Annotated in this window: 22 protein-coding genes; 6 read left to right on the top strand and 16 right to left on the bottom strand. The window is 73.6% G+C overall.

The annotated features are described in order from the left end of the window. Window positions 1–225: 225 nt before the first annotated feature. Both aspS and MXD62_RS03215 read right to left on the bottom strand, forming a co-directional pair. A complete protein-coding gene (gene aspS / locus MXD62_RS03220; protein WP_248827926.1) occupies window positions 226–2,076 on the bottom strand; it encodes an aspartate--tRNA ligase in 1,851 nt (616 codons plus the stop codon). Window positions 2,077–2,249: 173 nt separating this feature from the next. Beyond that, a complete protein-coding gene (locus tag MXD62_RS03215) occupies window positions 2,250–2,663 on the bottom strand; it encodes a hypothetical protein (RefSeq protein ID WP_041256640.1) in 414 nt (137 codons plus the stop codon). Between the two features lie 84 nt (window positions 2,664–2,747). Between MXD62_RS03215 and MXD62_RS03210 the strand changes: the two genes are divergently transcribed. Next, the gene (locus MXD62_RS03210; RefSeq protein ID WP_248827925.1) at window positions 2,748–3,566 is read left to right on the top strand and encodes a purine-nucleoside phosphorylase; all 819 of its coding nucleotides are present in this window, start codon (window positions 2,748–2,750) and stop codon (window positions 3,564–3,566) included. 36 nt (window positions 3,567–3,602) lie between these two features. Next, window positions 3,603–5,342 (top strand): phospho-sugar mutase, encoded by a 1,740-nt coding sequence (locus tag MXD62_RS03205; protein WP_248827924.1) that lies wholly within the window; start codon window positions 3,603–3,605, stop codon window positions 5,340–5,342. Window positions 5,343–5,617: 275 nt separating this feature from the next. Here MXD62_RS03205 and upp read toward each other — a convergent pair whose 3' ends face one another. Next, on the bottom strand, window positions 5,618–6,241 hold the full coding sequence (gene upp, locus MXD62_RS03200) for a uracil phosphoribosyltransferase (RefSeq protein WP_248827923.1): 624 nt from the start codon (window positions 6,239–6,241) through the stop codon (window positions 5,618–5,620). A 50-nt stretch (window positions 6,242–6,291) separates the two neighbouring features. Here upp and deoC point away from each other — a divergent pair, with 50 nt between their 5' ends. Then, entirely contained in the window at window positions 6,292–7,059 is a 768-nt protein-coding gene (gene deoC, locus MXD62_RS03195; protein ID WP_248827990.1) for a deoxyribose-phosphate aldolase, read from the top strand. 68 nt (window positions 7,060–7,127) lie between these two features. Here deoC and MXD62_RS03190 read toward each other — a convergent pair whose 3' ends face one another. The 5 genes from MXD62_RS03190 to MXD62_RS03170 form a co-directional block, all read right to left on the bottom strand. After that, a complete protein-coding gene (locus MXD62_RS03190) occupies window positions 7,128–7,568 on the bottom strand; it encodes a DUF5313 family protein (RefSeq protein WP_248827922.1) in 441 nt (146 codons plus the stop codon). Window positions 7,569–7,578: 10 nt separating this feature from the next. Next, window positions 7,579–8,295 carry a histidine phosphatase family protein gene (locus tag MXD62_RS03185; RefSeq protein WP_248827921.1) on the bottom strand — a complete coding sequence of 239 codons (717 nt, stop codon included), beginning with the start codon at window positions 8,293–8,295 and terminating at the stop codon, window positions 7,579–7,581. A gap of 436 nt (window positions 8,296–8,731) precedes the next feature. Then, window positions 8,732–10,495 carry a biotin carboxylase N-terminal domain-containing protein gene (locus MXD62_RS03180; protein WP_248827920.1) on the bottom strand — a complete coding sequence of 588 codons (1,764 nt, stop codon included), beginning with the start codon at window positions 10,493–10,495 and terminating at the stop codon, window positions 8,732–8,734. 135 nt (window positions 10,496–10,630) lie between these two features. Then, window positions 10,631–10,882 (bottom strand): acyl-CoA carboxylase epsilon subunit, encoded by a 252-nt coding sequence (locus MXD62_RS03175; protein ID WP_248827919.1) that lies wholly within the window; start codon window positions 10,880–10,882, stop codon window positions 10,631–10,633. A gap of 119 nt (window positions 10,883–11,001) precedes the next feature. After that, window positions 11,002–12,597, bottom strand: a complete 1,596-nt coding sequence (locus tag MXD62_RS03170) for an acyl-CoA carboxylase subunit beta (RefSeq protein WP_251081131.1) — start codon at window positions 12,595–12,597, stop codon at window positions 11,002–11,004. A gap of 83 nt (window positions 12,598–12,680) precedes the next feature. Between MXD62_RS03170 and MXD62_RS03165 the strand changes: the two genes are divergently transcribed. Both MXD62_RS03165 and MXD62_RS03160 read left to right on the top strand, forming a co-directional pair. After that, the gene (locus MXD62_RS03165; protein WP_248827917.1) at window positions 12,681–13,610 is read left to right on the top strand and encodes a biotin--[acetyl-CoA-carboxylase] ligase; all 930 of its coding nucleotides are present in this window, start codon (window positions 12,681–12,683) and stop codon (window positions 13,608–13,610) included. Between the two features lie 73 nt (window positions 13,611–13,683). Then, entirely contained in the window at window positions 13,684–14,193 is a 510-nt protein-coding gene (locus MXD62_RS03160; protein WP_248827916.1) for a PH domain-containing protein, read from the top strand. A 23-nt stretch (window positions 14,194–14,216) separates the two neighbouring features. Here the strand turns inward: MXD62_RS03160 and MXD62_RS03155 are convergent, their stop codons facing one another. The 5 genes from MXD62_RS03155 to MXD62_RS03135 all read right to left on the bottom strand — a co-directional run bounded on the left by MXD62_RS03155 (window position 14,217) and on the right by MXD62_RS03135 (window position 20,259). Continuing rightward, entirely contained in the window at window positions 14,217–14,897 is a 681-nt protein-coding gene (locus MXD62_RS03155; RefSeq protein ID WP_248827915.1) for a hypothetical protein, read from the bottom strand. Further along, on the bottom strand, window positions 14,894–17,056 hold the full coding sequence (locus MXD62_RS03150; protein WP_248827914.1) for a hypothetical protein: 2,163 nt from the start codon (window positions 17,054–17,056) through the stop codon (window positions 14,894–14,896). The genes MXD62_RS03155 and MXD62_RS03150 overlap by 4 nt, the downstream gene beginning before the upstream one ends. Window positions 17,057–17,244: 188 nt before the next feature. Then, entirely contained in the window at window positions 17,245–18,534 is a 1,290-nt protein-coding gene (locus tag MXD62_RS03145; protein WP_248827913.1) for a hypothetical protein, read from the bottom strand. A gap of 427 nt (window positions 18,535–18,961) precedes the next feature. Further along, a complete protein-coding gene (locus MXD62_RS03140; protein WP_020463351.1) occupies window positions 18,962–19,564 on the bottom strand; it encodes a TetR/AcrR family transcriptional regulator in 603 nt (200 codons plus the stop codon). A gap of 245 nt (window positions 19,565–19,809) precedes the next feature. Then, a complete protein-coding gene (locus tag MXD62_RS03135) occupies window positions 19,810–20,259 on the bottom strand; it encodes a GtrA family protein (protein ID WP_248827912.1) in 450 nt (149 codons plus the stop codon). A gap of 553 nt (window positions 20,260–20,812) precedes the next feature. Here MXD62_RS03135 and MXD62_RS03130 point away from each other — a divergent pair. Next, complete coding sequence (locus tag MXD62_RS03130; protein ID WP_248827911.1) at window positions 20,813–21,391, top strand: carbonic anhydrase; 579 nt, start codon at window positions 20,813–20,815, stop codon at window positions 21,389–21,391. A 42-nt stretch (window positions 21,392–21,433) separates the two neighbouring features. On the opposite strand, the gene MXD62_RS03125 is transcribed toward MXD62_RS03130, so the two are convergent. The 3 genes from MXD62_RS03125 to MXD62_RS03115 form a co-directional block, all read right to left on the bottom strand. Continuing rightward, window positions 21,434–22,864, bottom strand: a complete 1,431-nt coding sequence (locus tag MXD62_RS03125) for a UDP-glucose/GDP-mannose dehydrogenase family protein (RefSeq protein WP_248827989.1) — start codon at window positions 22,862–22,864, stop codon at window positions 21,434–21,436. 40 nt (window positions 22,865–22,904) lie between these two features. Next, the gene (locus MXD62_RS03120; RefSeq protein WP_248827910.1) at window positions 22,905–23,861 is read right to left on the bottom strand and encodes a TIGR03089 family protein; all 957 of its coding nucleotides are present in this window, start codon (window positions 23,859–23,861) and stop codon (window positions 22,905–22,907) included. Between the two features lie 200 nt (window positions 23,862–24,061). Further along, window positions 24,062–25,573, bottom strand: a complete 1,512-nt coding sequence (locus MXD62_RS03115) for an LCP family protein (protein WP_248827909.1) — start codon at window positions 25,571–25,573, stop codon at window positions 24,062–24,064. Window positions 25,574–25,778: the final 205 nt, after the last annotated feature.

Raw genomic sequence — 25,778 nt, 5'->3', positions numbered from 1 at the left:
GAACTCGGGCAGCGAGCTCTCCGGGCTGGTTACCCAGATCGCGCGGCGGTACCCCCCGAAGGGACGAAGGCACACCCCTTACGGGTCGTTGGCCACGCGCGCCTCAGTGTCCGGATTTGCTCCGACTGAGAGTTATCTTAGTTTGACTTTTCGTGGTGGTGAGTACTTCCGCGTGACTGACCGGGATCTCTCCGCCGCGCCGGGGACAGGGGAACCCGGCCGCTGTCAGGATGCCGGGCGGGCGGGCGCGGCGGGCGCCGCCGGACCGGCGGGCTTCGCGGGCGCCGCCGGACCGGGCACGGCGGGGGCGACCACGCGGATACCGAGCTCGCGGAGCTGCCGCTCGTCGATCGTCGTGGGAGCGCCGGTCAGCGGGTCGAGCCCGGACTGGGTCTTCGGGAAGGCGATGACCTCACGGATGTTGTCCTCGCCCGCGAGGATGGCGACAAGCCGGTCGATACCGAACGCGAATCCACCGTGCGGCGGGGCGCCGTACCCGAACGGGGTGAGGAAGAACCCGAACCGGGCCTTCGCCTCCTCCGGCGAGATGCCCAGCAGCCCGAAGACGCGCTGCTGCAGCTCGCTCTCGTGGATTCGGATCGACCCCGAGCCCAGCTCCCACCCGTTGAGCACCAGGTCGTAGGCCAGGCTGCGCACCGCCAGCGGCTCGGACTCCATCTTCTCGACGTCGTCGGGATGCGGCCGGGTGAACGGGTGGTGCCCCGGCTTCGGCCGCCCGGTGGCCGCGTCCACGCCGACGAACAGGGGGAAGTCGACCACCCAGGCGAAACGCAGCTCGCCCGCGCCGGCGGGCGGACGCCCGAGGTCGTTGCGCAGCTGGCCGAGCACCTCGCAGGTGGTCTCCCACTCGTCCGCGACGAGCAGCAGCAGGTCGCCCTCCTCGGCCGCGGTCGCCGTGACGATCCCGGTGAGCTCCGCGGGGGAGAGGAACTTCGCGACCGGTGACTCCAACCCCCCGGCGGCGGCGACGCGCATCCACACCAGGCCCTTCGCGCCCAGCTTCTTGGCGCGGTCGGTGAGGGTGTCGAGCGCCTTGCGGTTGTGCGTGGCCGACCCGCCCGGCACCCGGATGCCCTTGACCGCCGGGGCGCCGGCGAACGCCTTGAAGCCGCTGTCGGCGAAGATCGCGGTGAGCTCGACGAGCTCCATCCCGAACCGCAGGTCGGGCTTGTCGACTCCGAACCGGTTCATCGCGTCGTGCCAGGTCAGCCGCTCGATCTCGGGCACGGCGCGCCCGGAGCCCGCCGCGGCCGCGGCGGCGGCGGCGAGCACCGCCGTGGAGACCACATCGAGGATGTCGTCGACGCCGACGAAGCTCATCTCCAGGTCGAGCTGGGTGAACTCGTACTGCCGGTCGGCGCGCAGGTCCTCGTCGCGCAGGCAGCGCGCGAGCTGGAAGTAGCGGTCCATCCCGCCGACCATCAGCAGCTGCTTGAAAAGCTGCGGCGACTGCGGCAGCGCGTAGAAGCTGCCCGGGAACTGCCGGGACGGGACGACGAACTCGCGCGCGCCCTCCGGCGTCGACGGCATCAGTAGCGGCGTCTCCACCTCGACGAACCCGCGGTCGGCGAACGCGGTGCGCAGCGCGCCGAGGACCGCCGAACGGGTGCGCAGGTTGCGCTGCATCCGCTCGCGGCGCAGGTCGAGGTACCGGTAGGTGAGCCGGGTGCTCTCCTCGACGGAGTCGGCCCGGTCGTCGAGCGGGAACGGCGGCGGCGCGGCGACCGAGAGCACCTCGACGGCGCAGTCCGTCAGTTCGACCTCGCCGGTGGCCAGGGCCGGGTTCGCGGTGCCCTCCGGGCGGGCGGTGACGGTACCGGTGATCCGCAGGACGTACTCGGAGCGAGCGTCGACCGAGCCGTCGACGACGCACTGGAGCAGGCCCGAGTGGTCGCGCAGGTCGACGAACATCAGCGACTGGCCGTGCTGGCGGCGGTGCGCGACCCACCCGCAGACCGTCACCCGCTGGCCGGCGTTGCCGAGCCCCAGATCACCGCACAGGTGGGTACGCATCGCGGTGCTGTGCGTTCCGGGCGTGCTGGCGGCTGTCGACATGGTCATCCGTCCTGTGTCACCACTTGCTGATGTCACCGCTAGTGCTGATGTCACCAATAGCTGATTTGACTGATGCGACTGATCGGGAGTCGTGTCACGTCGCTGTCGACCCTATCGGACGGCCCTGCCGATGATCGCCGCGTGGGCGGTGGTGGCGGCCGTGCCGCCGGCGCTCAGGTTTGGCGGGGGGTGGGCTCGGCCGGGCGCAGGGCCCTGATGAGGCGTGCCGCCTCAGACCGCATGCGATTCGGCAGCCGCAGGATCTGTCGTCCGCCGGGGGTCTTCAGCTCGACCACGATCACCTCGCCGTGCCGCAGGCCGCGGGAGGCGGAGACGTCCCGCCGGTCGTAGGAGACGTCGAACCAGTCGCCCTCCCGAGGGAAGGGCGCGACCACCAGCAGCCGCCGCGTGGTCAGCATGATCCAGCGGGACGTGCCGAGGCGATGCCCGACGAAGCGCTCGGCCTTCGCGGTGACTCGCCCGCCACCGGCCGGGTCCGTCATCCGACCGCGCAGCACGACCTCGATGAGCTCTCCGTCCTCAAGCGGCACCCGCGGGGGCTTCCGGACGGAGGGGACGAGGGACACCTCACCAGTGTGCTCCCGAAACGCCAGGCGGTGCCGGGCCGGGGCCACGCGGGAGTGGTATGCCGCGAGTCGTACAGTCGCCTGGTGGCGGACAGCGACATCATCAGCGCCGCCGCCGACGCCGCGGCGTCGGCGGCCTGCCTGGCCGAGCGCACCGGAGCCGACCGGCACGACGTCGCGATCGTCCTCGGGTCCGGCTGGCGGCCCGCGGCGGACGTCCTGGCCGGTCTCGGCACCGACACCGTGGACATCGACTTCGCCGACCTGGGCGGCTTCCCCGCCACGGATGTTCCCGGGCACGCGCCCACGGCCCGTTCCATCCTGCTCGGCGGGCGGCGGCTGCTGGTCTTCCTCGGCCGGGTGCACGCCTACGAGGGCCACGACCTCTCCCGGGTCGTGCACACCGTCCGCACCGCGCACGCCGCCGGCGCGGGCACCGTCGTCCTGACGAACGCGGCCGGTGGGCTGCGTTCCGACCTGCACGTGGGCCAACCGGTGCTGGTCGCCGACCACCTCAACCTGACCGGCCGCTCGCCGCTGGTCGGCCCGCTGTTCACCGATCTCACCGACGCCTACTCGCCCCGGTTGCGCGCGCTCGCCCGCACCGTGGAGCCGAGCCTGGTCGAAGGGATCTACGCGGCGCTGCCCGGCCCGCACTTCGAGACGCCGGCCGAGATCCGCATGCTGCGCGGGCTCGGCGCCGACCTCGTCGGCATGTCGACGGTGCACGAGACGATCGCCGCCCGGGCGCTCGGCGTCGACGTGCTCGCGCTCTCGCTGGTCACGAACCTGGCCGCCGGGATGACCGGCGCCCCGCTGGACCACACCGAGGTCCTCGCCGCCGGCGCCGCGGCGGCCGGCCGGATGGGCTCGATGCTCGCCGAGGTCATCACCGCGCTTTGACGAGCCCTGTGACCACCGCCTCGTGATGACTGCTCTGTGACGACCGGGGAGGGCGCCGTGACGGCGGAGGTCGGCCGGCTGCCCGAGCCGTTGGCGTCGCGGGTCGCGTCCTGGCTGGCGGCAGACCCCGACTCCGGCGACCGGGCGGAGCTCGCCGGGCTGGTGGCCGCGGGTGACGTCAGCGCCCTCACCGAGCGTTTCGCCGGACCGCTGGCCTTCGGCACCGCCGGGCTGCGCGGGCCGCTGCGGGCCGGGCCGGCCGGGATGAACACCGCCGTGGTGCGGCGGACCACCGCCGGTCTCGGATCCTGGCTGCAACGCCGCGTGACCGGTCCGCCGGTGGTGGTGATCGGCTACGACGCGCGCCGGCGCAGCGACCACTTCGCCCTGGACGCCGCCCGGGTCCTGGCCGGGCAGGGCGCCCGGGCGCTGCTCCTCCCGACGCCGGCGCCGACGCCGGTGCTGGCGTTCGCGGTCCGTCACCTGAGCGCGGTGGCTGGGATCATGATCACGGCGAGTCACAATCCGGCGTCCGACAACGGCTACAAGGTCTACCTCGGCGGTCCCGTGGGTGAGGCGGGGCGGGGCGCCCAGCTCGTCGCCCCGGCCGACACCGAGATCGAGGACGAGATCGCCGCGGTCGGCCCGGCCGCTACGATCCCGCTCGCCGACGGCTGGACCCGCCTCGACGCCTCGATCGTCACCGCGTACGTCGAGGGCGCGGTGCGCGCGGTCGACACCGCCCCGCCGGTGGACGGGCCGCCGCTCCGGATCGCCTACACGCCGCTGCACGGCGTCGGCGCGGACGTCCTGGAGGCGGTGTTCACCCGGGCCGGCCTGCCCGTGCCGGTGACGGTCGTCGACCAGCGGGAGCCCGATCCCGACTTCCCGACGGCGCCGTTCCCGAATCCGGAGGAGCCCGGAGTGCTCGACGCCGTGCTCGCCCTGGGGGAGCGCGTCGGCGCCGACCTGGTGCTCGCGAACGACCCGGACGCGGACCGGTGCGCCGCGGCCGTCGGCGGCCGGGTCCTGACCGGGGACGAGATCGGGCTGCTGCTGGCCGACCACGTCCTGCGGGTGCGGCCCGGACCGGTCGCGACGACCGTGGTCAGCTCCTCGGCCCTGGTGGAGCTCGCCCGCGACCACGGCGTGCCCTGCACCCGGACCCTGACCGGCTTCAAGTGGATCATGCGTGCCGATCCCGGCCTCGTGTTCGGCTACGAGGAGGCCCTCGGCTACGCCGTGGCCCCCGACCTGGTCCGGGACAAGGACGGCATCACCGCCGCGCTGGCCCTCGCGCGGGCCGCGCAGCGCGAGAAACGCGCCGGGCGCACCCTGCTGGACGTCCTCGACGACCTGCACCGCCGCATCGGCGTGTTCGCCACCGGCCAGGTGTCCGTCCGCCTCGACGATCTCGCGGCCGTCGCCGCGGCGATGCGCCGGCTGCGGACGTCCCCGCCCGACCGCGTCGCCGGCCGCCCCGTGACCGCCGTCCGCGACCTGCTCGCCGGCGCATCGGACGGTCCTGACGGGCTCGCCGGCCTGCCGCCCGCGGACGTCCTGCTCCTCGAACTGGACGGCGGAGCCCGGGTCGTCGCCCGCCCCAGCGGCACCGAGCCCAAGCTCAAGATCTATCTGCAGGCCGTCGCGGACCGCGAAACCGTGGCGGCGATCGGCCCGGCCGCCGCGCGCCGCCACGCCCGGACCGAGCTGGACGCGCTGCGCGACGGCGCCGCCGCCCTGATGGGAGTCCCCGGGCCTGCGGGCGGCCCGTGACCCGTGGTGGCCGCGTCGTCGAGCGCGCGGCGTGCGCGGAAGCACCGGCGTCCCCGGAGACGGTCGGAAACGATGGATATTCACGCAGGCCAGGCCTTATGTGCTCTGCCCGAGTAACTGCGGCGGTTGAGTGACAGCCAGGACTCTCTGAGTCGCCACACATCACCGGGTGGTGGGACCTGGCATGCATGGTCCCGTGCCCGCCCCGCGCCCGGGCTCTTGCCTGGGCCTCCGGCCCGGCCCGGCCCGGTTCCGGTCCCGGTCCCGGTTCCGGGCTAGACGGCGCCGTAGATCCGGTCGCCGGCGTCGCCGAGCCCCGGAACGATGTAGGCGGTGTCGTTCAGCTTCTCGTCCACCACGGCGGTGACCACGCTGACGTCCAGGCCGCTGCCCTCCAGCGCGGCGACCCCCTCGGGCGCGGCGACGACGGAGACCACGACGATGCCGGTCGCACCCCGGGCGGTGAGCAGCCGCAGCGCGTGCAGCGCGGAGCCGCCGGTCGCCAGCATCGGGTCGAGCAGGAACACCGGCCGCCCCGCCAGGTCCGCCGGCACCGACTCGAGGTAGACCCGGGGCTCGAAGGTCGTCTCGTCGCGGGAGAGGCCGATGAACGCCGACCGCGCGTCCGGCATCAGGGTGAGCGCGGCCGGCAGCATGCCGAGACCGGCCCGCAGCACGGGCACGACCACCGGCTCGGCCGCGAGCACCACCCCGGCGGTGGTCGCCAGCGGCGTCGTCACCGAGACGGGCATCGTCGGCAGCTCGCGGGTCGCCTCGTAGACGAGCATCGTCGACAGGTCGTGCAGGGCGGCGCGGAAGGCGGCGCGTGCCGTGCGCTCGTCCCGCAGGACGGTGAGCGCGGTCGCTGCCAGCGGATGATCGACGACCTGAACCTGCACGGTTGGCTCCTACCGGGACACTCGAGAACCCACACTGCGCATGGGCGATGATGCAAGGTATGACAACGGCTCCCGCCGGACCCGACCGTCCCGCGCCGGGCGCCGACTCCGACGCCGCCGGGCGTCGGGTCGCGCCCCGCCGCGCCGAGCTCGCGCGCATGATCGACCACACCCTGCTGCGCCCCGAGGCGACCGGCGAGGAGATCGTCAACCTCTGCGCGGACGCGGCGAAACTCGGCGTCGGCACCGTCTGCGTCGCCCCGACCCACGTCTTCCTCGCCGCCGCCAGCGCCCGCCAGGCCGGCAAGGACGCCGATCCGTCGTTCGCGGTCGCCTCGGTCGTCGGCTTCCCGCACGGGACGCACCTCACGGTGATCAAGGCCGAGGAGGCCCGGCGCGCGGTGGCCGACGGCGCGACCGAGATCGACATGGTCGTCGACATCGCGAACATCATGGACGAGAACTGGCGCGCCATCGAGACCGAGATCACCGAGGTCCGGCTGTCGGTACCGCCGCACGTGATCCTCAAGGTGATCCTCGAGACGGCCCTGCTGCCGGACGAGAGCATCGCGGCGGCCTGCCGGGCCGCGGAGGACGGCGGCGCCGAGTTCGTGAAGACCTCGACCGGCTTCAGCCCGGCCGGCGGCGCCTCGCTGCGCGCGGTGCGGGCGATGGTCGCCGCGGTCGGCGGCCGGCTGGGCGTCAAGGCCTCCGGCGGCATCCGCACCGCGGAGCAGGCCCTGGCCTTCGTCGACGCCGGCGCCACCCGCCTGGGCCTCTCCGCGACCAAGGACATCCTCGCCGACGTCCCGGCCTGACCTCGCCGTCGGCCCGGGGCTCGGGCGGCGCTCGCCCGGCGCTCGGCCGGGGCGGGGCTCGTCCGGAGCTAGTCCTCGGAGACGGTGAAGACGGGCGGGAAGCCGTGTTGCTCCAGGCGGCGGTTGCGGAAGAAGCCGCTGGTGGCGAAGCCGAGGCCGATCCCCGAGAGCAGGAGGAACACGACGAGGGTGAGCCGCACGCTCAACTGTCCGGGCAGCAGCGCGAACATGATCGCGAACGGCAGCATGAGCAGGAACGGGCGCAACGCCTGGCGTAGCCGCCAGCCCGGGCCGGTCAGGTCGTTCGAGACCCAGTCGTTGTAGCGGGGCGGGAGTGTCCCGCCGATCAGGTAGTGCAGCCGCCCTGTCAGCGGGGGAGTCTTCCGGTCGGGGGACGGGGCGATCGTCCCGTCGTCACCTGGCCGCTGCTCCTGGCCGCCGGGCCGGGCCCGGGCCGCGTCCCCGTCGGGTGGGGTGTCGGTTGCGGGGTGCTCTCCCTGGCCGTCCATGCGTTAGAGACTACGGACGACCCGGCGGCCGCCGTACGTCACGCCGCGCCCGGATGGCGGGCTCGACGTCCCGGTCGGGTAGCCCGAGGGCCAGATGCGCGGTGGAGTTGTGCCACACCAGATGCCACCGGGGCGGGCCGGTTTCCGAGGCGCGGTGGGACCACCAGGTGATGGACGCGTGCGCCAGCACGAACGCGGCCCGCGGGTCGGGGCCGTTCGGGAGCCCGAGCATTGTCGCGTGCGCCACCTCGACGGTCGCCGCGTGCGTGATGAGCAGGGCTCGCTGGCCGCGGTGGCGCTCCACCATGTGCCGCAGGCCGGCGGCGGCCCGGTCGACGAAGTGGTTCCAGCTTTCCGCGCCGGGGGCGACCGGGTCGTCGGGGCGGTCCGCGGGGGTGCCGCCGAACGTGGTCCAGATGTCGGCCCAGGGCTGGCCGTCGGCGTTGCCGTGGCAGGGCTCGGTCAGCCGGGACTCGAGGATCACCGGCATCCGCAGCCTGCCGGCGATGATCTCCGCCGTCTCCCGGACCCGGCGGCGTGGGTCGGCGTACACCGCGTCCACCCGGCGCTCCGTGGTGTGCATGACTGTCAGCCGGCGGGCGGCTCGTTCCGCCTGGGAACGTCCTCGCCTGGTCAGGCCGGTGCAGCCGAGATCACCGCCGGCGATGCCCGCGGTGTCGCAGTGTGCTTCGCCGTGCCGGACCAGCAGCAGATCGGTGTCGGGCATGCGCGTCTCCTCGCGCCAGGGCGGCAGAACCCGCGGCCATGACAACGGCCCGGATCGCCGCGCGCGAGCCGTCTGGCGCCCCGCGACGTCGCTGATCGGACGGCATCGTCCTCACCTGGACCTGTGCCTAGAGTGTGGCGGAGCTTCGGCGCCCCGAACCACGCGACGCCACCGTGCGGCGTACCCGATCGGAGCACCCCGGCGGAAGCGTTCCGCACCGCGGCCGGCGCGCCGCCCACCGCGATCGAGCCGCCGCCCACTGCGATCGAACTGAAGCCCAAAGTGATCGGATCGGAGTCCAGGACGATCGGGCCGGCGCTGATCGCGGATGGCCGCCACCGCCACCGCCACCGCCAGCGTCACCGCGGCCGTGCCGGAAACGACGGCGGCGGCGCTCCCCGTCCGGGGAACGCCGCCGCCGGTGGGCGTCGTTCGGTCAGTCCTTGATCTCGCAGAGAATGGCACCGCTGGTCACGACAGCCCCGACCGCTGCCGCGAGCCCGCCGACGGTCCCGGCCCGGTGCGCGTTGATGGGCTGCTCCATCTTCATCGCCTCGAGGACGACGATCAGGTCGCCGGCCTCGACGGCGTCGCCGTCGCTGACCGCGACCTTGACGATGGTGCCCTGCATCGGGCTGGTCAGCGCGTCGCCGGTGACCTTGGCCGCGGCCTTGCTCGCCGAGCGCCGCCTGGGTGCCGCGGCACCGGCGGAGACGGCCGCGCCGCCGCCCGCGCCGAACCCGGCGGGCAGGACGACCTCCAGTCGCTTGCCACCGACCTCGACGACCACGGTCTCCCGCGGGTCGGTCTCGGTGTCGGCGTCGGTGCCGCCGGCGAACGGCGGGATCGTGTTGTCGAACTCGGTCTCGATCCAGCGGTTGTGCACCCGGAACGGCTCGTCCGCCGCCTCCGGTGCGAACGCCAGGTCGCGCACGACCGCGCGGTGGAACGGCAGCGCGGTGGCCATGCCCTCGACGACCATCTCGTCGAGCGCGCGCCGGGCCCGCTCCAGGGCTTCCTGACGGGTCGCCCCGGTGACGATGAGCTTGGCGAGCAGCGAGTCGAACGCCCCACCGATGACGCTGCCGCTCTCGACGCCGGTGTCCAGGCGGACGCCGGGGCCGGTCGGAGCCGTGAACGTGGTGACGGTGCCCGGCGCCGGGAGGAAGTTGCGACCCGGGTCCTCGCCGTTGATGCGGAACTCGATCGAGTGGCCGCGCGGGGTCGGGTCGACCGGGTCGAGGGCCTCGCCCTCGGCGATGCGGAACTGGGCCCGCACCAGGTCGACGCCGGAGGTCTCCTCGGTCACCGGGTGCTCGACCTGCAACCGGGTGTTGACCTCGAGGAAGCTGATCATCCCGTCCTTGGCGACGAGGAACTCCACCGTGCCGGCGCCGACGTAGCCGGCCTCGTGGATGATCGACTTGGACGCCTCGTACAGGGCGGTGTTCTGCGCGTCGGTGAGGAACGGCGCGGGCGCCTCCTCGACGAGCTTCTGGTAGCGCCGCTGCAGGGAGCAGTCCCGGGTGCCGACGACGACGACGTTGCCGTGCGTGTCGGCCAGGATCTGCGTCTCGACGTGGCGGGGCTGGTCGAGGTAGCGCTCGACGAAGCACTCGCCCCGGCCGAAGGCCGCGACGGCCTCGCGTACCGCGCTCTCGAACAGCTCGGGCAGCTCCTCGGCGCTCCACGCGACCTTGAGCCCACGGCCGCCGCCACCGAAGGCGGCCTTGATGGCGACCGGCAGGCCGTGCTCGTTCGCGAACGCGACCACCTCGTCGACCCCGGCGACCGGGTCGGCGGTGCCCGGGGCGAGCGGGGCGCCGACGGCCAGCGCGATGTGGCGCGCGGCGGTCTTGTCACCGAGCCGGCGAATGGCCTCGGGCGGCGGGCCGATCCAGGTCAGCCCGGCGGAGATCACGGCTTCGGCGAAATCCGCGTTCTCGGAGAGGAAACCGTAGCCGGGGTGCACCGCGTCCGCGCCGGAGAGCTCGCACGCCTGAAGAATCTTGTCGATTCTCAGGTACGAGTCGCCGGGCGTTGTCCCGCCCAGCGCGTACGCCTCGTCCGCGACCCGGACATGCATGGCGTCGATGTCGGGCTCCGCATACACGGCGACGCTTGAATATCCCGCGTCGCGGCAGGCCCGCGCCACCCGGACGGCAATTTCCCCCCGGTTGGCGATGAGGATCTTACGCACGTTCCTCCCGTCCTCGTCCGGCCTGAGTCTAGGCGAGTCGGGCCGCACCGTATTTCTTCTTTGCCATTCCTGCTCTGCCGGCGAGGGTGGGAAGGACCTGCCCCGCCGCCGACGCCATGATCGGTTTTGTCTGGATCACCCGCCCGCGGGGAAGCGTATGCCGCCCGTGCGGGCCGACCGGCTCCAGCCACCGGGCCCGGCCGCGACCCCGCCGCGCAGGCGGAACGCCGGGTCGGCCCAGGTGGACCTGGGCCGGGCGGGCGGCGCGGCCGGGGCCGACCGCGCGGCCAGGACGGCCACGAGCGCGGCGATCTCCTCCGGGGTCGCGTCCCCGCGGACCAGCCGCAGGTGCGCCCGGCCGGGAAGCTCGTCGGGTCTGTCGGCCACCGGCCGTTCCTCCTCGGTCCTCTGTCGTTCGGTCCTTTGTCGTTCGGTCCCGCGATCCCGGCTCCGGCGGGCTGCCCGTCCCCCCGGCGGATGCGCCGGCTCCGGAGGAATGCCGCGGCCTACAGCGGGATGTTGCCGTGCTTCTTCGGTGGGAGTGTCTCGCGCTTGGTGCGCAGCAGGCGTAGCGCCCGGATGACCTCGCGCCGCGTCACCGACGGCGGAATGACTGCGTCCAGGTATCCGCGCTCCGCGGCGATGTACGGCGTCGCGAAATGCTCGGTGTAGTCCTGGATCAGTTCGCTGCGGCGTTGCTCGGGCGCTTCCGAGCCGGCGAGCTCGCGGCGATAGATGATGTTCACCGCGCCACGGGCGCCCATCACGGCGATCTCGGCCGTCGGCCACGCCAGGTTGATGTCGGCGCGCAGATGCTTCGAACCCATGACGTCATAGGCGCCGCCATAGGCCTTCCGTGTGATGATCGTCACCTTGGGAACGGTCGCCTCGGCGTAGGCGTAGATGAGCTTGGCACCGCGCCGGATGATGCCGTTCCATTCCTGCGACGTTCCCGGCAGGAAGCCGGGAACGTCCACGAACGTCAGCACCGGGATGTTGAACGCGTCGCAGGTGCGCACGAAGCGCGCGGCCTTCTCGCTGGCGTCGATGTCCAGGGTGCCGGCGAACTGCATCGGCTGGTTGGCGACGACGCCGACCGAGCGGCCGTCGATGCGCCCGAAGCCGACGATCATGTTCTGCGCGAACTGGGCGTGGACTTCGAGGAAGTCCTCCTCGTCCAGGACCCGCTCGATCACATGGTGCATGTCGTACGGGGTGTTCGGCGAATCCGGGATGAACGTGTCGAGCTCCGGGTCGACCTCGGCCTCGACGTCGGCGACCTCGGTGTAGGCCGGCACCTCGTCCATGTTGTTCGACGGCAGGTAGGACAGCAGGGCGCGGGCCAGCTCCAGGCAGTCGGCCTCGTCCGCGGCCTGGAAGTGCGCGACGCCGCTGCGGGAGTTGTGGGTGGTGGCGCCACCCAGCTCCTCCATGCCGACGTCCTCGCCGGTGACCTCTTTGATCACGTCCGGGCCGGTGATGAACATGTGGCTGGTCTGGTCGACCATGAGCGTGAAGTCGGTGATCGCGGGTGAGTACACCGCGCCGCCCGCGCACGGGCCCATGATCAGCGAGAGCTGCGGCACGACGCCGGACGCCATGACGTTGCGGTAGAAGATCTCCCCGTACAGGCCGAGCGAGACGACGCCCTCCTGGATCCGCGCGCCGCCGGAGTCGTTGATACCGACGACCGGCACTCCCGTCCTGAGCGCGAGATCCATGATCTTGACGATCTTCTCCCCGAAGACCTCGCCCAGGCTCCCGCCGAAGACGGTGAAGTCCTGGCTGAAGACGCAGACCTGGCGGCCGTCCACCGTGCCGTAGCCGGTGACGACGCCGTCGCCGTAGGGGCGGTTGCGGTCCATCGCGAAGTCGTGCGAGCGGTGGCGCGCGAACGCGTCCGTCTCCACGAACGAGCCGGGGTCGAGGAACGCCTCGATCCGCTCCCGGGCCGTCATCTTTCCCTTGGCGTGCTGCGCGTCCACCGCGCGCTGCGAACCAGCGTGGACGGCCTCGTCGGTCACCGCTTGCAGCCGGGCGAGGCGACCGGCTGTGCTGTGCGGTTCGGGCGACGGTTCTTGCGGGGAAGCCGGGAGAGCCATACCGCGAAGCGTACGGCGGTCGGTGGTCCACGTGCTCGATTGATGTGGAGACCGTCTCACCCGACCTCTGGGAAGGTGGTCCCGTGCCAGTGCATCCCGCCGAATCCCCCGGGCGGCGAACGGCCCCTGTCGAGCCGGCCATCTCGCCCCCTGTCGCAGGTCACAGCCCAGCCCCGGCGGTGCCGCCAGGGGCACGACGGCCGCTGGACGCCGACACTCTCCGCCCGCTCGCCGCCCGCCTCGGGCTGGCGCTCGCCGTCGTCGACGAGATCGACTCGACCAACGCCGAGCTCGGGCGGATCGCCCGCGGCCTGCCCGGCACGGTGGGACTGCCCGCGGTCACCCGCCCGCCCACGCTTACGGACGGTGCCCCGGCCGGGCTTGTGCTCGCCGCCGAGCGGCAGACCGCGGGCCGCGGGCGGCTCGACCGCTCCTGGGAGTCGGCGGCCGGCGCCGGGCTCATGGTGTCCGTGCTGGTGCGCCCCGAGATCGGGCCCCGCTGGCTCGGCTGGCTGCCGATGGTCGTCGGCACCTCGCTCGTACGCACGCTGCGCGGGTACGCGGGCGTGCCCGCGGTGCTGAAATGGCCGAACGACGTGCAGGTCGACGGGGTGAAGCTCGCCGGCATTCTCGTGGAGCTGGCCCCGAGCCCGGCCGTGCCGCCGGCGGCCGTGATCGGGTTCGGGCTGAACGTCACCGCCCGCGCCGCGGAGCTGCCGCCGCGCTCCACCAGCCTGCTGCTGCTCGGCGCCGACCCCGCCCGCCTGGACCGCTCCGCCCTGCTCGGCGCCCTGCTGACCGACCTCGTCGAGGCGTTGGCCCGGTGGGAGGCGGCGCCCGAGCGGGCCCGCGGGGAGTACCGCGACACGTGCGCCACGCTGGGCCGGCGGGTTCGCGTCGAGCTTCCGGACGGGACGTCCACGCACGGCACGGCGACCGACGTCGACGAGCTCGGCCGGCTCATCGTCGACGGCCGGGCGTTCAGTGCCGCCGACATCGTCCATCTGCGCTGACGACGGCTGTGTTGTGCCGGCTGGGGGCGGCCCACCGGTGTGCCGCGGTCGTCCGGGATGCGACGATCAGGCGGTGGCGTTCCCCGACGACGTTCTGACCGACGACGAAGATGTGGTCCTCCACCTGCACCCGCACTGGGGCAGCCTGGTGGTGCCGGCATTCTCCGTCGTCGCCGCGCTCGCCCTCACGACCTTCGGCGTGTTCTTCGTTCCGGACGGCTTCCTGCGTGAGGCGGTCCAGTACCTCGTCCTCGCCCTGGGGCTGGCCGCCATCGGGTACTTCGGAGCGGCCCCCTGGCTGCGCTGGATCACCACCCACTATGTGATCACGACCGAGCGGCTGATGATCCGTGAGGGGATCGTGACCCGCACCGGGCGTGACATCCCGCTCGTCTGGCTCAACGACGTCTCCTATGAGCAGAGCCTGCTCGACCGGATGCTCAGCGCGGGGACGCTCTCCATCGAGAGCGCTGGCGAGCGCGGGCGGATGGTCCTCTCACACGTCCCGCGGGTCGAGGATGTGCACGCCACGCTGTACGAGCTGGCCGAGGCGGCGGACGTCCGCCGCCGCTCCGGCGGCTGACCGGATCACCGCCGGGCCACGGCTCAGAGCGGGTCGAAGCCGCGCCACCAGGTGATCAGCCCGGCCGGGTCGTCGCTCTGCGCGACGAACGCCACCCGCTCGCTGTCGATCGTCCAGTAGGCGGCGAAGCGGCCGGGGGCGGCCTGGCAGACGAAGGTGCCCGTGCGCCGGGACGGCAGCAGGTACGCCTCGGTGCTGGTCTGGCCCGCCTCGCAGGAGCCGACGTCCACGATCGCCGCCGCGCGCCGGGCCGCGTCGGAGGCCATGGCCGCCTCGTCGATGTAGCCGAGCACGAGGACGTCTGCCGGCGGCGTCCCGGAGGCCGCCACCCCCGGCACGCACCGCAGCGCGGCCTGGACGCCGGCCGCCCGCGGATCGGCCGGGTCGCCCGATCCGCCCGGGGCGGCGGCCTCGGTGGTCGCCCCCCGGCAGCCGGTGATCTCGAACGAGGACAGTCGGGCCGCCAGCTCGCGCTCAGGGCCTTCCAGGTCCGCCGGCTCGGGCGAGGTACTCGTGCCCCGGGGGCCCGGTGGCGCGGAGACCGTCGCCGGCGGCTGTGATCTCCCGGTGTCCGGTTCAGCCGAGGTGGACGGCCCGCCGGCCGCGCGGGCGATCAGCACGCCCGCCGTGGCGACGGCGGCCAGGGCCAGCCCGCCGGGGATCAGGACGCGCGCCCGCCCGCCCGCCGGCAGGAGCCGCCTCATCGGCGGATGGGGTCAAACGTCTGCCACCAGGTGACCAGCCGCTTCGGGTCGGAATCCGACGCGGAGAACGCGACCAGGTCATCGTCGACGGTCCAGAAGGTGATGAAGCGCTGGGCGAACAGGTAGCACAGCCGCGACCCGCCGTTGGGCTCCAGCGGCGAGTTCCACTCCTCGGAGCTCTGTTGGCCGTCGTCGCAGTTGCCGACATCGGTGTAGTAGGTCTCGCGTGCCCCGATCTGGCGGTCGAGTGCGGAGTGGTCCGGGAAGTGGTAGGCCGTCACCGTCACGCCTTCGGCGCCCACGCACTGCAGCGTGGCGTCCGCGTAGACGCCGTCGCTGACCGGCGGCGTCTCGCAGCCCGTCATCGTGACCGGATTGAGCAGCGAGCGCAGGGTGTCCTCGGGGCTGCTGGTCTGCGGCGCCGGCTGCTGCTGCCCCGCCGGGGCTTCACCGGGGACGTCCGTGGGGACGCCCGCGGCCGCGGGAGGGATCGAGGTGGCGGTCGTCTCGGCGCTGTCGTCCCCGCGGGTCGCCAGCACGATGCCGATGACCGCGCCGATCACGATCACGGCGGCCACGGCGGCAATGATGATCATGCCGCGGCTCGGTCGGCCGGCCGGCTCGGGCACCTGACCGCCGTCGCCAACGGGCGGGAGCCCCGATCCGGACGGGTACTCCGAACCGGACGGGTACTCCGAACCGGCCGGGTACCCGGAGCCGGCCGAGAAGTCGGAGCCGGCTGGGTACTCGGATGAGAACTCGGACTCCGGCGAGCGGCCGGACCCCGGCGGGGGGTCGCCGGCCGCGCCGTCCCTGGTCATCGTGATGTCGGGCGGGATCGCCGGCAGCAGACCGCCGCCGGACGGCGAGTCGAGGTAGCTGGGCGGCGGCACCGGCCAGACGGGCCCGTCCGTGATACGGCCGGGTGGCGGCAGCATCGGGCGTCGCATGGTGAACGACTCCCTGGGCGGCGGCGGCAGCGGATGCGGCCCGGTCAGGGCCGGGAACCCGGAAGACCGGTCCTCGTGGTTCCCGCCGTCGGACGCGTGGGCGGCCGGCTCGTGGCGAGTGCGCTCGGCGCGGCTGGCGTCGGCGCCGGCCTCGGCCGTCAACCCGGGGCCGTCCCCGGCGGGGGAGTCCGCCCGGTCCGGGACGGCGGGGGGCGGCCCCGGCGGGGCGAGCCGGTAGGTCAGCTCGTCGTCCGGCGGCTTGACCTGGGCCTCGGCCGGCGTGGGCGACGCTGCGGGCCCGGGGCCCTCCGCGGCACCGGGACCACCGGGGGAGTCGGCCCACCCGGTGGGAGCGCTGGCGGGTCCTGGTGGGTCGGCCGATCCTGGGGGGAAAGGCGCTCCGGGCGGGTTCCCCTGGCCCGGCGGGATCGGCGGGAGGTCCGGCCCGGGCTGCCCGTACGGGGCCGGCTGCCGGTACAGCGGCCGGCCGGCCGGCACCTGCCCGTAAGGCGGCTGGCCATACGGCGGCTGGCCATACGGCGGCTGGCCGGGCTGGCCGGGCGGGGCCTGGCCGGGTGGCAGTGGCTGGCCGTACGGGGCCTGGCCGGGTGGCAGTGGCTGGCCGTACGGGGCCTGGCCGGGTGGCGGCTGGCCGTAGGGCGCGTGCGCGCCGGACGGCGCGGGCTGGCCGTAGAGCGCGTGCGGCGCCGGTGGTCCGAACTGCCCGGGCGGCACGGCCGGGCCTGGCGACCCGGGCCCCCGGGGCGGCCCGCCCTGGCCGGGTGGCACCGGCGGCGGGGGCGGGAAGCCACGGTCACCGGGGTGGGGTGGATAGCCGGTGCCGGGCCCCGTGCCGGCAGGCGGCCATCCCGGCCCGCCCGGTCCTCCCTGCGCGGGCGGCTGCGGACCGGTGTGCGGACCAGGGCGCAGACCCGGGAAGCCGCCGGGAGCGGGACCGCCGCCGAACGACACCGGACCACGCGGAGGCATCGGCGAGCCCGGAGGCGGTCCGGTCCACCCCGGTCCGCCGGGCGGCGGGGCACTGAGCGAGAGGCCGGTCCGCGCGCCGTCCGGCCTCAGTATCTGCGTGCTGTCCGGCTCGTCCTCGATGTCCGCGGCGGTCTGCGCGTCGTCACGCGACGAGAGCGGGCCTGCCGGCGGCTCAGGGACGGGCGACACGCCGTCGTCGCCGGGGCCATGGCTGGGCACGATTCCTCCCGAGAGGGGATCTGGCCGGAATAGATGCTGCCGGGACGGATGATGGCACCATGCTGATGATGCCGCGCGTCACAGGGTAGGCACACGGTTCCGCCGGATCGTCCCGAGGCGTCCCGACCAGGGGCTTGTTGCGCCGGTGACGGGCCGTCCGCGGCGGGCGCTGGGCATCCGGCGGCCGCTCAGCCTCGCGGGATCGGGTCGAACTTGGCCCACCACTCGTACAGCGCGGAGGCGTTGTCGTTCAGCGCCATGAACGAGACCTGATCGCGGTCATAGGTCCAGAAGATGAAGAAACTGTTCTCGTAGTAGTAGCAAAGGGCCGTGCCCTCGGTCTGACCTTCCTTGAAATTCCACGTGAAGATGTCGGGGTCACCGGATGCGCAGTCACCCTGGTCCTCGACCTGCGTCTTCCGGAACTCGACGTCGTTGTCGAGGTGCGAGGCGTCCACATAGTGGTAGGCGGCGACGAGCTGGCCGTTGTCGGCGGTGCAGAACAGCGAGGCGTCGATGTCCTCGTCCTCGCCGCCCGGGTTCGCCTCACAGTCGGTCATCGTCGTCGGGTCCAGCTTCGCGAGCAGCGCCGACTGTGCCGCCGTGAGCGCGCCGGAGCTCGCCGACGGGGACGCCGACGGCGACGGCGACGCGCTGGTCGGAGCCGTTGACGGGCTGGCACTGGGGCTCGTGGAGGCGGACGGGGTCAACGATCCCGAGGCGACGGGCGGCGACGGCTTGTCGTCGGAGCCGCCGGTCGCGACCAGCGCGACCGGAATCGCGATGGCGAGTGCCACGGCCGCGGCCACCGCGATGATGATGATGTTGCGGCGCTTGTTCGGGTCGGGCGCGCCGGGGCTCCCCGGGCCGCCCGGGTAGCCGCCACCGGGCGGGTAGCCCTGGTAGCCCTGCTGGCCGTAGCCGGGCTGCTGGTAGCCCTCGGTCTGGTAGCCCTGCTGGCCGTAGCCGGGCTGCTGGTAACCCTCGGTCTGGTAGCCCTGCTGGCCGTAGTCGCCGTAGCCGGGCTGCTGGTAGCTCTGGCCCGTCTGGCCGTAGCCCTCCGCGCCCGGCGCGGCGCCGTAGCCCGGAGGGAAGGCCTGGGTCTGCTGGTAGCCCTGCTGCCCTGGCGGGTTCTGCTGGCCGTAGCCGTCGTATCCGGGCTGGCCGTATCCAGGCTGCTGGTAGCCCTGCTGGCCCGACTGGGGCTGGCTGTAGCCCGCGCCCGGCTGCTGCGCGTAGCCACCGGTCGACCCGTAGCCGGGCTGCTGGTAGCCGCCGCCCTGCTGGTAGCCGCCCTGCTGGTAGCCGCCTGCCGCGCCGTCGTCGACGCGCCGCGTCGCCTCGTCACCGGGGTGCGCCGCGTAGCCGCCGTCGTTCACGAGCCGGGTCTCGGCGTCGTCGCCGTAGCCCTGGCCACCGCTGTCGACCCGCCGAGTCTCGGCGTCCGGGTCCTGCGAACCCGGGTTCGGTGGCTGCATGACGTTCCTCCTGATGTGCCTATGTCGCCCGCGTCGACGGTCGGCATGGACCGTGGGCGGCGGTGGAGCGGCGGTACCTGAGACCGCCCCGCGGGACGGCGCCGTATGGGCTGGGCGCCGAGGCGCCGGGCGTTTGCGGGCGCCCGGTCGTCCCCCGTCTCCGAAGGGCGTCGAGCGCGTGCCCGCGGAGGGTCTTGTGAGGGTTCGACACCAGGTGCCGGCTCAAGCGTAGGAGTTCCGTGTTGATAACGAAGGCGCGGGTCGTATTTCGGACATGACTGATCGGTTCTGGTTCTCGCACCGTCACAGCACGGAGCGGGTGCGTCGCCGATCTCCCGCGGACCTGTCCCGCTGTTGTCCCGCCGCCGCGGTCCTCCAGGCGGCCCGCTACCGGCGGGCCCGTTTCAGGGCTGGCCGGGCCCCGCGGTCAGCCGCGGCTGGCGTAGGCGATGATCACGTCGTCCACGACGTGCTCGATGAAGGCGGAGTCGACCGGGTCCCCGGTGATGAGCAGCCGCTGCAGGATCAGCGCGGTGCCGATCTCCATCAGGATGGCCGGGTCGGCCTCCGGGGTTATCTCGCCGCGCGCGATCCCCCTGGTGATGATGACCTCGGACATCATCTTGCGCTGGCTCCACATGCGCTCGCGCACGGCGGCGCGCAGCTCCGGATTGCGCGGCATCTCGGAGACCATCTCGGCCATGATCCGGCCCTGCTCACTGCCGACCAGCTCATGGAACGCGGTCAGGAACAGGATCATCTCGGTCCGCAACGAGCCGCTGTCGGGGATCTGCAGCGTTTGTTCGGTGAACTGGGTGATCGAATCCATCACCAGTGCGACCTTGGACGGCCAGCGCCGGTAGATGGTGGCCTTCCCGGCCTTGGCTCGGGTGGCGACCCGGTCCATGGTCACGCCGTCGTAGCCGTGCTCGGCGAGCAGCTCGAGGGTCGCCTGGCGGATCGCGCCGTCGCGGCTCTCGTCGCGCGGGCGACCGCCCGGCCGGGGCGATGCGAGCGTCGGCCGCGTCACGGCGCACCCTCCTGGCTCTCGAACCGGCTGCGCGGCGGTCCCGGTGAGCGAGTCACCACTGGTGGAGAACCGGGCACGCTGTGCATGGGCTGGCCTCGAGAGCCTAGCGCAGCCGGGCGTCAGGAGAACTGATCGGTACCGGAACCCCGTGGTTCTCTTAGAGTCCCGATGGGATGAGAACGGGACAGGGCGCCGTTCGGCTCCGGGTCGCGAAGAACCCGGAGCCTTGCGGCGCCCTGGGTGGATCAGGCCTGGCCGGCGGGCGCGGGGACCCGGTCGGCCTTCACCGGAGGTACCACCACCTTCGGGTGGTCCGGGTGCAGGAAGACGTATTTCTTGTACGCCCAGAAGCGGAAGACCGTGCCCAGCCCGGTGCCCAGGACGTTCCCGAACAGGTTGAACGCGAGCACGCCCTCGAGGTGGAGCACGTACTTCGCGAAGCCGAGGCAGGCCAGCGCGATAGCCAGCCCGACCGCGTTCAGGATCACGAAGAGCGTGTACTCCCGGCGCAGGCCCGTCCGGGCGCGGTGGTTGAACGACCATTGCCGGTTGCCGACGTATGAGCAGGTCGCCGCGACCACCGTCGACACGGTCTTCGCGCTGAGCGGGCCCATCCCGAGAAGGGTGTGGCACAGGTTCGAGACAGCGAAGTCGATCGCGTAGCAGGCCGCGCCGACGACGCCGAACTTGCCCACCTCATGGATGAGGACCTGAAGTGGTGAACGTGGAACCCGATGGCTCACCACGGGCGGCGCCGATCGACTTCGAGAACATCGATTTTGACCACCAGGAGAGACTACCGACGACCTGTGCGGCGCCATCTGCCACCCCCGAATGCGCACTCCGCCGACGCCTGTCCGGTCGCCGTCCCGAATCGTCCGTTTACCAACTGGCGTCCGTTCCTTGAGGGGAACCGAACCCGCCGCCCGGGCGCTCCGCCGGGTTCGCCGCCCTGCGGCGCCTGTCATCGTGCCCCGGCCGGGCCAGGTGCGCCGGCCGGGAGCGACGCCTCGGCGCGGCCAGGGCAAAGACAACGCCAGGTGACGGGTCACTGCCTTAGTGTTCCCAGCTGTGCGCTGCGTGATACGTCGGCACTCCTGGGCGTGTCCCGTGATCCGACGCACCTGCCCGATCGCGGCAGATGGGTGGCGGTGGACGTCCCGTGCACTGCATCCTTGTCAGAGTGGCAAGCCTCCGCGGCGGTGACGCCGTGTGAGCGACGTAACCGACGGAGGTGACCCCCCGGTCATGAGCGCGCCCGAAGAACTCGGACACGCCCAGGGCACGACCGACATCCTGCTGGCACGTGCGGCGAGCTTCGCCGCACGGCGCCGCGCGGCGGGCGGCGGCTCGGCCCGGCCGGCCAGCCCGGCCACCGGCGTGGCAATCGTGGCCTGCATGGACGCCCGCATCAACCTCGAGGCGATCTTCGGCCTCGCGGAGGGCGACGCGCACATCCTGCGCAACGCCGGCGGGGTGGTGACCGAGGACATCGAGCGATCTCTGGCCGTCAGCCAGCACGCACTCGGGACCACCGAGATCATCCTGATCCACCACACCAGGTGCGGCATGGAGACGCTCACCGACGACGGCTTCCGCGCCTCACTGGCCGAGCGGACGGGTGTGCGCCCGACGTGGCGGCTCCAGTCGTTCACCAGCGCCGCGGAGGACGTCTGGCGTTCGGTCACGGCGCTGCGCTCGTCACCGTTCCTGCGCGCGTCGACCTCGGTGCGCGGGTTCGTGTACGACGTCGAGACCGGTGAGCTCGATGAGATCATCGAGAGCCCACAGCCGGCCGCGTCCGCGCCCACCCAGGCGACCGCCTGACCCGCGCGGCTGAGCCCCGGCTGGCTGAGCCCCGGCTGATGGTCAGGCCGGTGGACGGCCGAGCGCGTAGTACGCCCACCCGGCCCGGCGCCAGGCCGGGCCGTCGAGCGCGTGCCGGCCGTCGACGACGACCCGCCCGGCCACCCGTGGGGTGAGCGCGTCCGGGTCCAGGTCGCGAAACTCGGTCCACTCGGTGAGCACCGCAAGCGCGTCCGCGCCGGTCGCCGCCTCGTGCGCGGACGGCGCGTACTCCAGCTCGGGGAAGCGCCGCCGGGCGTTGGCCATCGCGGCCGGGTCGTACACGACCACCCGGGCGCCGGCCCTGTGCAGCTCGGCGGAGATCTCCAGGGCGGGCGAGTCGCGGATGTCGTCCGAGTTCGGCTTGAACGCCGCGCCGAGCACCGTGATCCGCCGGCCCTCCGCGCGGCCCCTGAGGGCCCTGGTGATCAGGGCGACGGTCCGCTCCCGGGCCCGCAGGTTGATCCGGTCGACCTCGGCCAGGAAGCCCAGCGCCGGGCCGGCGCCGAGCTCGGCCGCCCGCGCGTGGAAGGCCCGGATGTCCTTGGGCAGGCAGCCGCCGCCGAAGCCGATCCCCGGCCGCAGGAACCTCCCGCCGATCCTGGTGTCGTGGGAGAGCGCCCGCGCCAGGCTCGTCACGTCTCCGCCGGCGGCGTCGCAGACCTCCGACATCGCGTTGATGAAGGAGATCTTGGTCGCCAGGAAGGCGTTCGCCGCGACCTTCACCAACTCGGCGGTGGCATAGTCGGTGACGATCACGGGCGTGCCGGCCTCGATCACCGGCGCGTAGACGGCCCGCAGCACCGCCTCCCCGCGCCCGCCCGGGCGGACGCCGAAGACCAGCCTGTCCGGGCGCAGCGTGTCGTCGACCGCGAACCCCTCGCGCAGGAACTCCGGGTTCCACGCCAGCTCGACTCCGCCCGGCGCCGGCTGTGCCGTCCGTGCCCGGCCTGTCCCCGTTCCGCCCGGCGCCGCCTCGCCCGTCCGGGCGCCGCCCGGCCCGGTGCCGCCGGTTCCCGCTGCCAGCCGGCGCGCGAGCCGCTCGGCGCTGCCCGCCGGCACCGTCGACTTGCCGACCACGAGCGCGTCCGGCCGCAGGCCGGCGCGGATCAGTGTCTCGACGGCCGCGTCCACGTAGGTCATGTCGGCGGCGCCGTCACCGGCCCGCTGCGGCGTGCCGACACAGATGAAGTGGACGTCGGCCCACCCGGCGACCTCGGCCGGGTCGCAGGTGAACGACAGCCGGCCCGCCTCCAGGTTCTTGCGTAGCAGCTCCTCGAGCCCCGGCTCGAAGAACGGCACCTCGCCCGCGCCGAGCCGGCGGACCTTGTCGGCGTCCGTGTCGAGCCCCACGACCTCATAGCCCAACTCGGCCATGCAGACCGCGTGCGTGGCGCCGAGGTAGCCCGTCCCGACCACGCTGATGCGGCGGACGGCCGGCAGACCGCCCGTCATGAGCGGCCCGGGGGACCGCGGGTCGCCGGTCACGTCGTCGCTACCGCGGCCGGGCATGCGCGTCGACGGGGTCGATGGGACGAACCCCGGCTGGCAGGGCTTCGGTGAGTGGGCCCGATATGGACCAGTCCACCGCGGTGATCCGTTCGCTGTCGGCCCGGCGGGCCAGCGCCGCCGGCTCGATGCTGTCCAGGTTGCGGCACAGCACGACCGACGCGCCGCTGACCAGCGGGATGAGGACCCCGGTGAGTAGGCCGGCGGCGGTGGCGGGCCCGGCCGCGGTGAGGATCCGGTCGTCCGGGCCCAGCCCGGCGCGGCGGGCGGCGCTCTCGGCGATGCGGATCAGCCCCGCCTGGCCCGCGGGCGGCGGCGGCGCCGCGTAGCGGTCGCCGTGCGGCGGCACCTCGACCGCGTAGTCGAGCACGCCCGGCACCGGACGCCGCAGCCGGCCACCGAGCGGACGCAGCGACAGCGCGACGATCTCGTCGACGCCCAGTCCGGTGGCGATCTCGAGCCGGTCCTCGCTGACGAAGACGACACCGAGCTCCTCCGGAGCGGTGCCTGCGTCGGTGTAGCCGCCGGCGCCGGTGGCCGGCGGCCCGGCACCCTCCGCTCCCTTGCCGCCGGGGCCGCCGTCCGGCGTCTCCGGGCCGACGGCGACATGCACGTCGAGCCCCGCCGACCAGGCCGCCAGCAGGATGACGCAGGTCGTCCAGTGCGCCGGCAGGTCGACGCCCACCGCGTCCCCGGGCGCGAGGCCGACCGTGTCACCGAGCAGGTTCGCCGTCTTCGCCACCCAGTTGTCCAGCGTCGTGGTGGAGAACTCCACCCGCTCGCCGGTGGCGTCGTCGTAAAAAGTGATCATCGGACGTGCCGGGTCGCGCGCGAGCCGCGCGGCGAGCGCGGCGGCCACCCCGGGGAACCGCGCGGGCGGCGCGTCGGGCGGTACGGAGCCGCCGGGAAGGATCGACGGTGCTGGGACGAACCGGACGTCCAACGGTTCCGGTCTCCAATCCGGTCGGGGCGGGCGGGCGGGCGAGCCCGGCGGTGGTCGGGTTCCGGCGAGCTGAGCGCCGGCGATCCGCCGCGGGCGGTAACGCTACCGACTCCCGTCCCCAACTCGGACGTCCACAGGCACGACACGGCGCGGACGCCGTTCGCACACCGGGGATCGGGCCACTCGGCCGGGCTCGGCGGTCAGGGGGTGCAGGAGGTGTCGGCGGGCACCGGCACCGCCGATGCCGTCCCGGCGGCGGTGCCGGGGAGCGGCGTCGTGCCGGGGACCGCGGTGCGGTCGGCCGTCGTGCCGGCGGACGCTGTGCCGGCGGACGCTGTGCCGCTCGGGCCGGCGGAGGGGGAGGCCTGCGCCGTTCCCCCCGGCGCGGCGCCGGCGCCCACGGAGACGCCCGGCGCTGTGGGCGATCCGGAGCCGCCGCCGTTCTCGGCCGTGGCCCGCATCGGGCCCACGATCGCCTCCAGGCCGGCCGGGTCGTGCAGGAGGACCATGCCGTGCGGCGGGATCGTGCCCATCTCGTCGACGGCGCCGTCCGAGGGCAGCGGGACATACGTCGGGATCGTGATGAACCGCAGGCCGCCCGGGCCGAGCTCGCTGATCCGCTTCGCCAGCCGGAGCATCTCCGTCTGGGTCAGGCTGTCACTGATCTGCAGCGCGCCACCGACGGCGCCGAGCAGACTGGTGATCCGCGCGGGATTGGTGAGCACACCGGCGCTCGTCGCCGCGTCGAGCAGCCGGGAGAGGAACTGCTGCTGGCGCAGGATGCGCAGTCGCTCCTCGCCCAGCGCCTTGCGGGTACGGACGAACGCCAGCGCCTGGTCGCCGTTGAGCCGGTTCTCGCCGAGCTGGCCCCGCCACCCCGACTCCCGGTCCCGGAGGTTGCGGGTACTGCCGTCGGGCAGCGGCCGGACGCATACCGTGACGCCGCCGACGGCATCCGTCATCGCGCGGAAGCCGGCGAGGTTGATCGAGACGGTGTGGTCGATCTTGAGCCCGGTGAACGCCTCGAGGGTCGAGATCAGGCCGGGCACGCCCGCGAGCGGGATGACGTCCGCGATTTTCGACAGGCCGTCCGGGGTGGTGGCGGCGGCCGCGGGCACGACGGGCACGAGCGTGTCGCGCGGGAAGGACACCAGCGTGACGGACCGGTCCGCGTCGAAGTGGGCGACGATCGTCGTGTCCGCCCGGGTGCCGCCCGGGTCGCCGAACTCGCCGTGGGTGCCCTCCCGGCTGTCGTTGCCGAGCAGGAGAACGTTCAGGTCACCCGGGACCACCGCGGGCCGGGCGCCGGCGACGGGCGTCCAGTCCTTGCGGTCGATCGCGCTGTCGAAGTGCCGGTAGGCCGCCCACCCGACCGACGTGGCCCCCAGGACGCACAGCGAGATCATCGCGACCAGCGTGACGGACAGCCGGCGCAGCGGCGAGCGCCGCCGCCGGACAAGACGCGGGCTCAGCTCCGGTGGCAGCGCGGCGTGCGACCCGATCGCGGGCGTCGGCTCCGCGAGGCGCGCCTCCGTGAAGTACGGCTCCGCGGAACGCGGCTCTGGGAGGTTCGGCTCCGCGACGCGCGCTTCCCGGAAGTGCGGCTCGCGTGGGCTCGGCGGACGCCAGGTCGCGGGCGCGGGCGGCTCGGCCGCATCCGACCAGGTCAGGTCGGATCTTTCGGCTGAAAGCTCGTCTCTCGGGCGTCTCATCGCAGACTTCAGACGCCCGGTGATGTCCGGTGGTTGTTTGGGGTGATCCGAGGGTGGTGTGTGACGCCCCGCACATTCATGCTGTTCGCCGGCGCCGGGGGGGGGGGGGGGGGGGGGGGGGCCCCCCCCCCCCCCCGGGCCGCCCCCCCCGCGGGGGGGGGGGCCCGCGGATAGGGGCCGCCCACGGCCGGATCGGCGCGCCGCC

Origin of the sequence: Frankia sp. Mgl5, from assembly GCF_023242985.1 — a bacterium.
In the GTDB taxonomy this organism is placed as follows: domain Bacteria; phylum Actinomycetota; class Actinomycetes; order Frankiales; family Frankiaceae; genus Parafrankia; species Parafrankia soli.
This window is presented reverse-complemented; position numbering and strand designations above follow the sequence as displayed.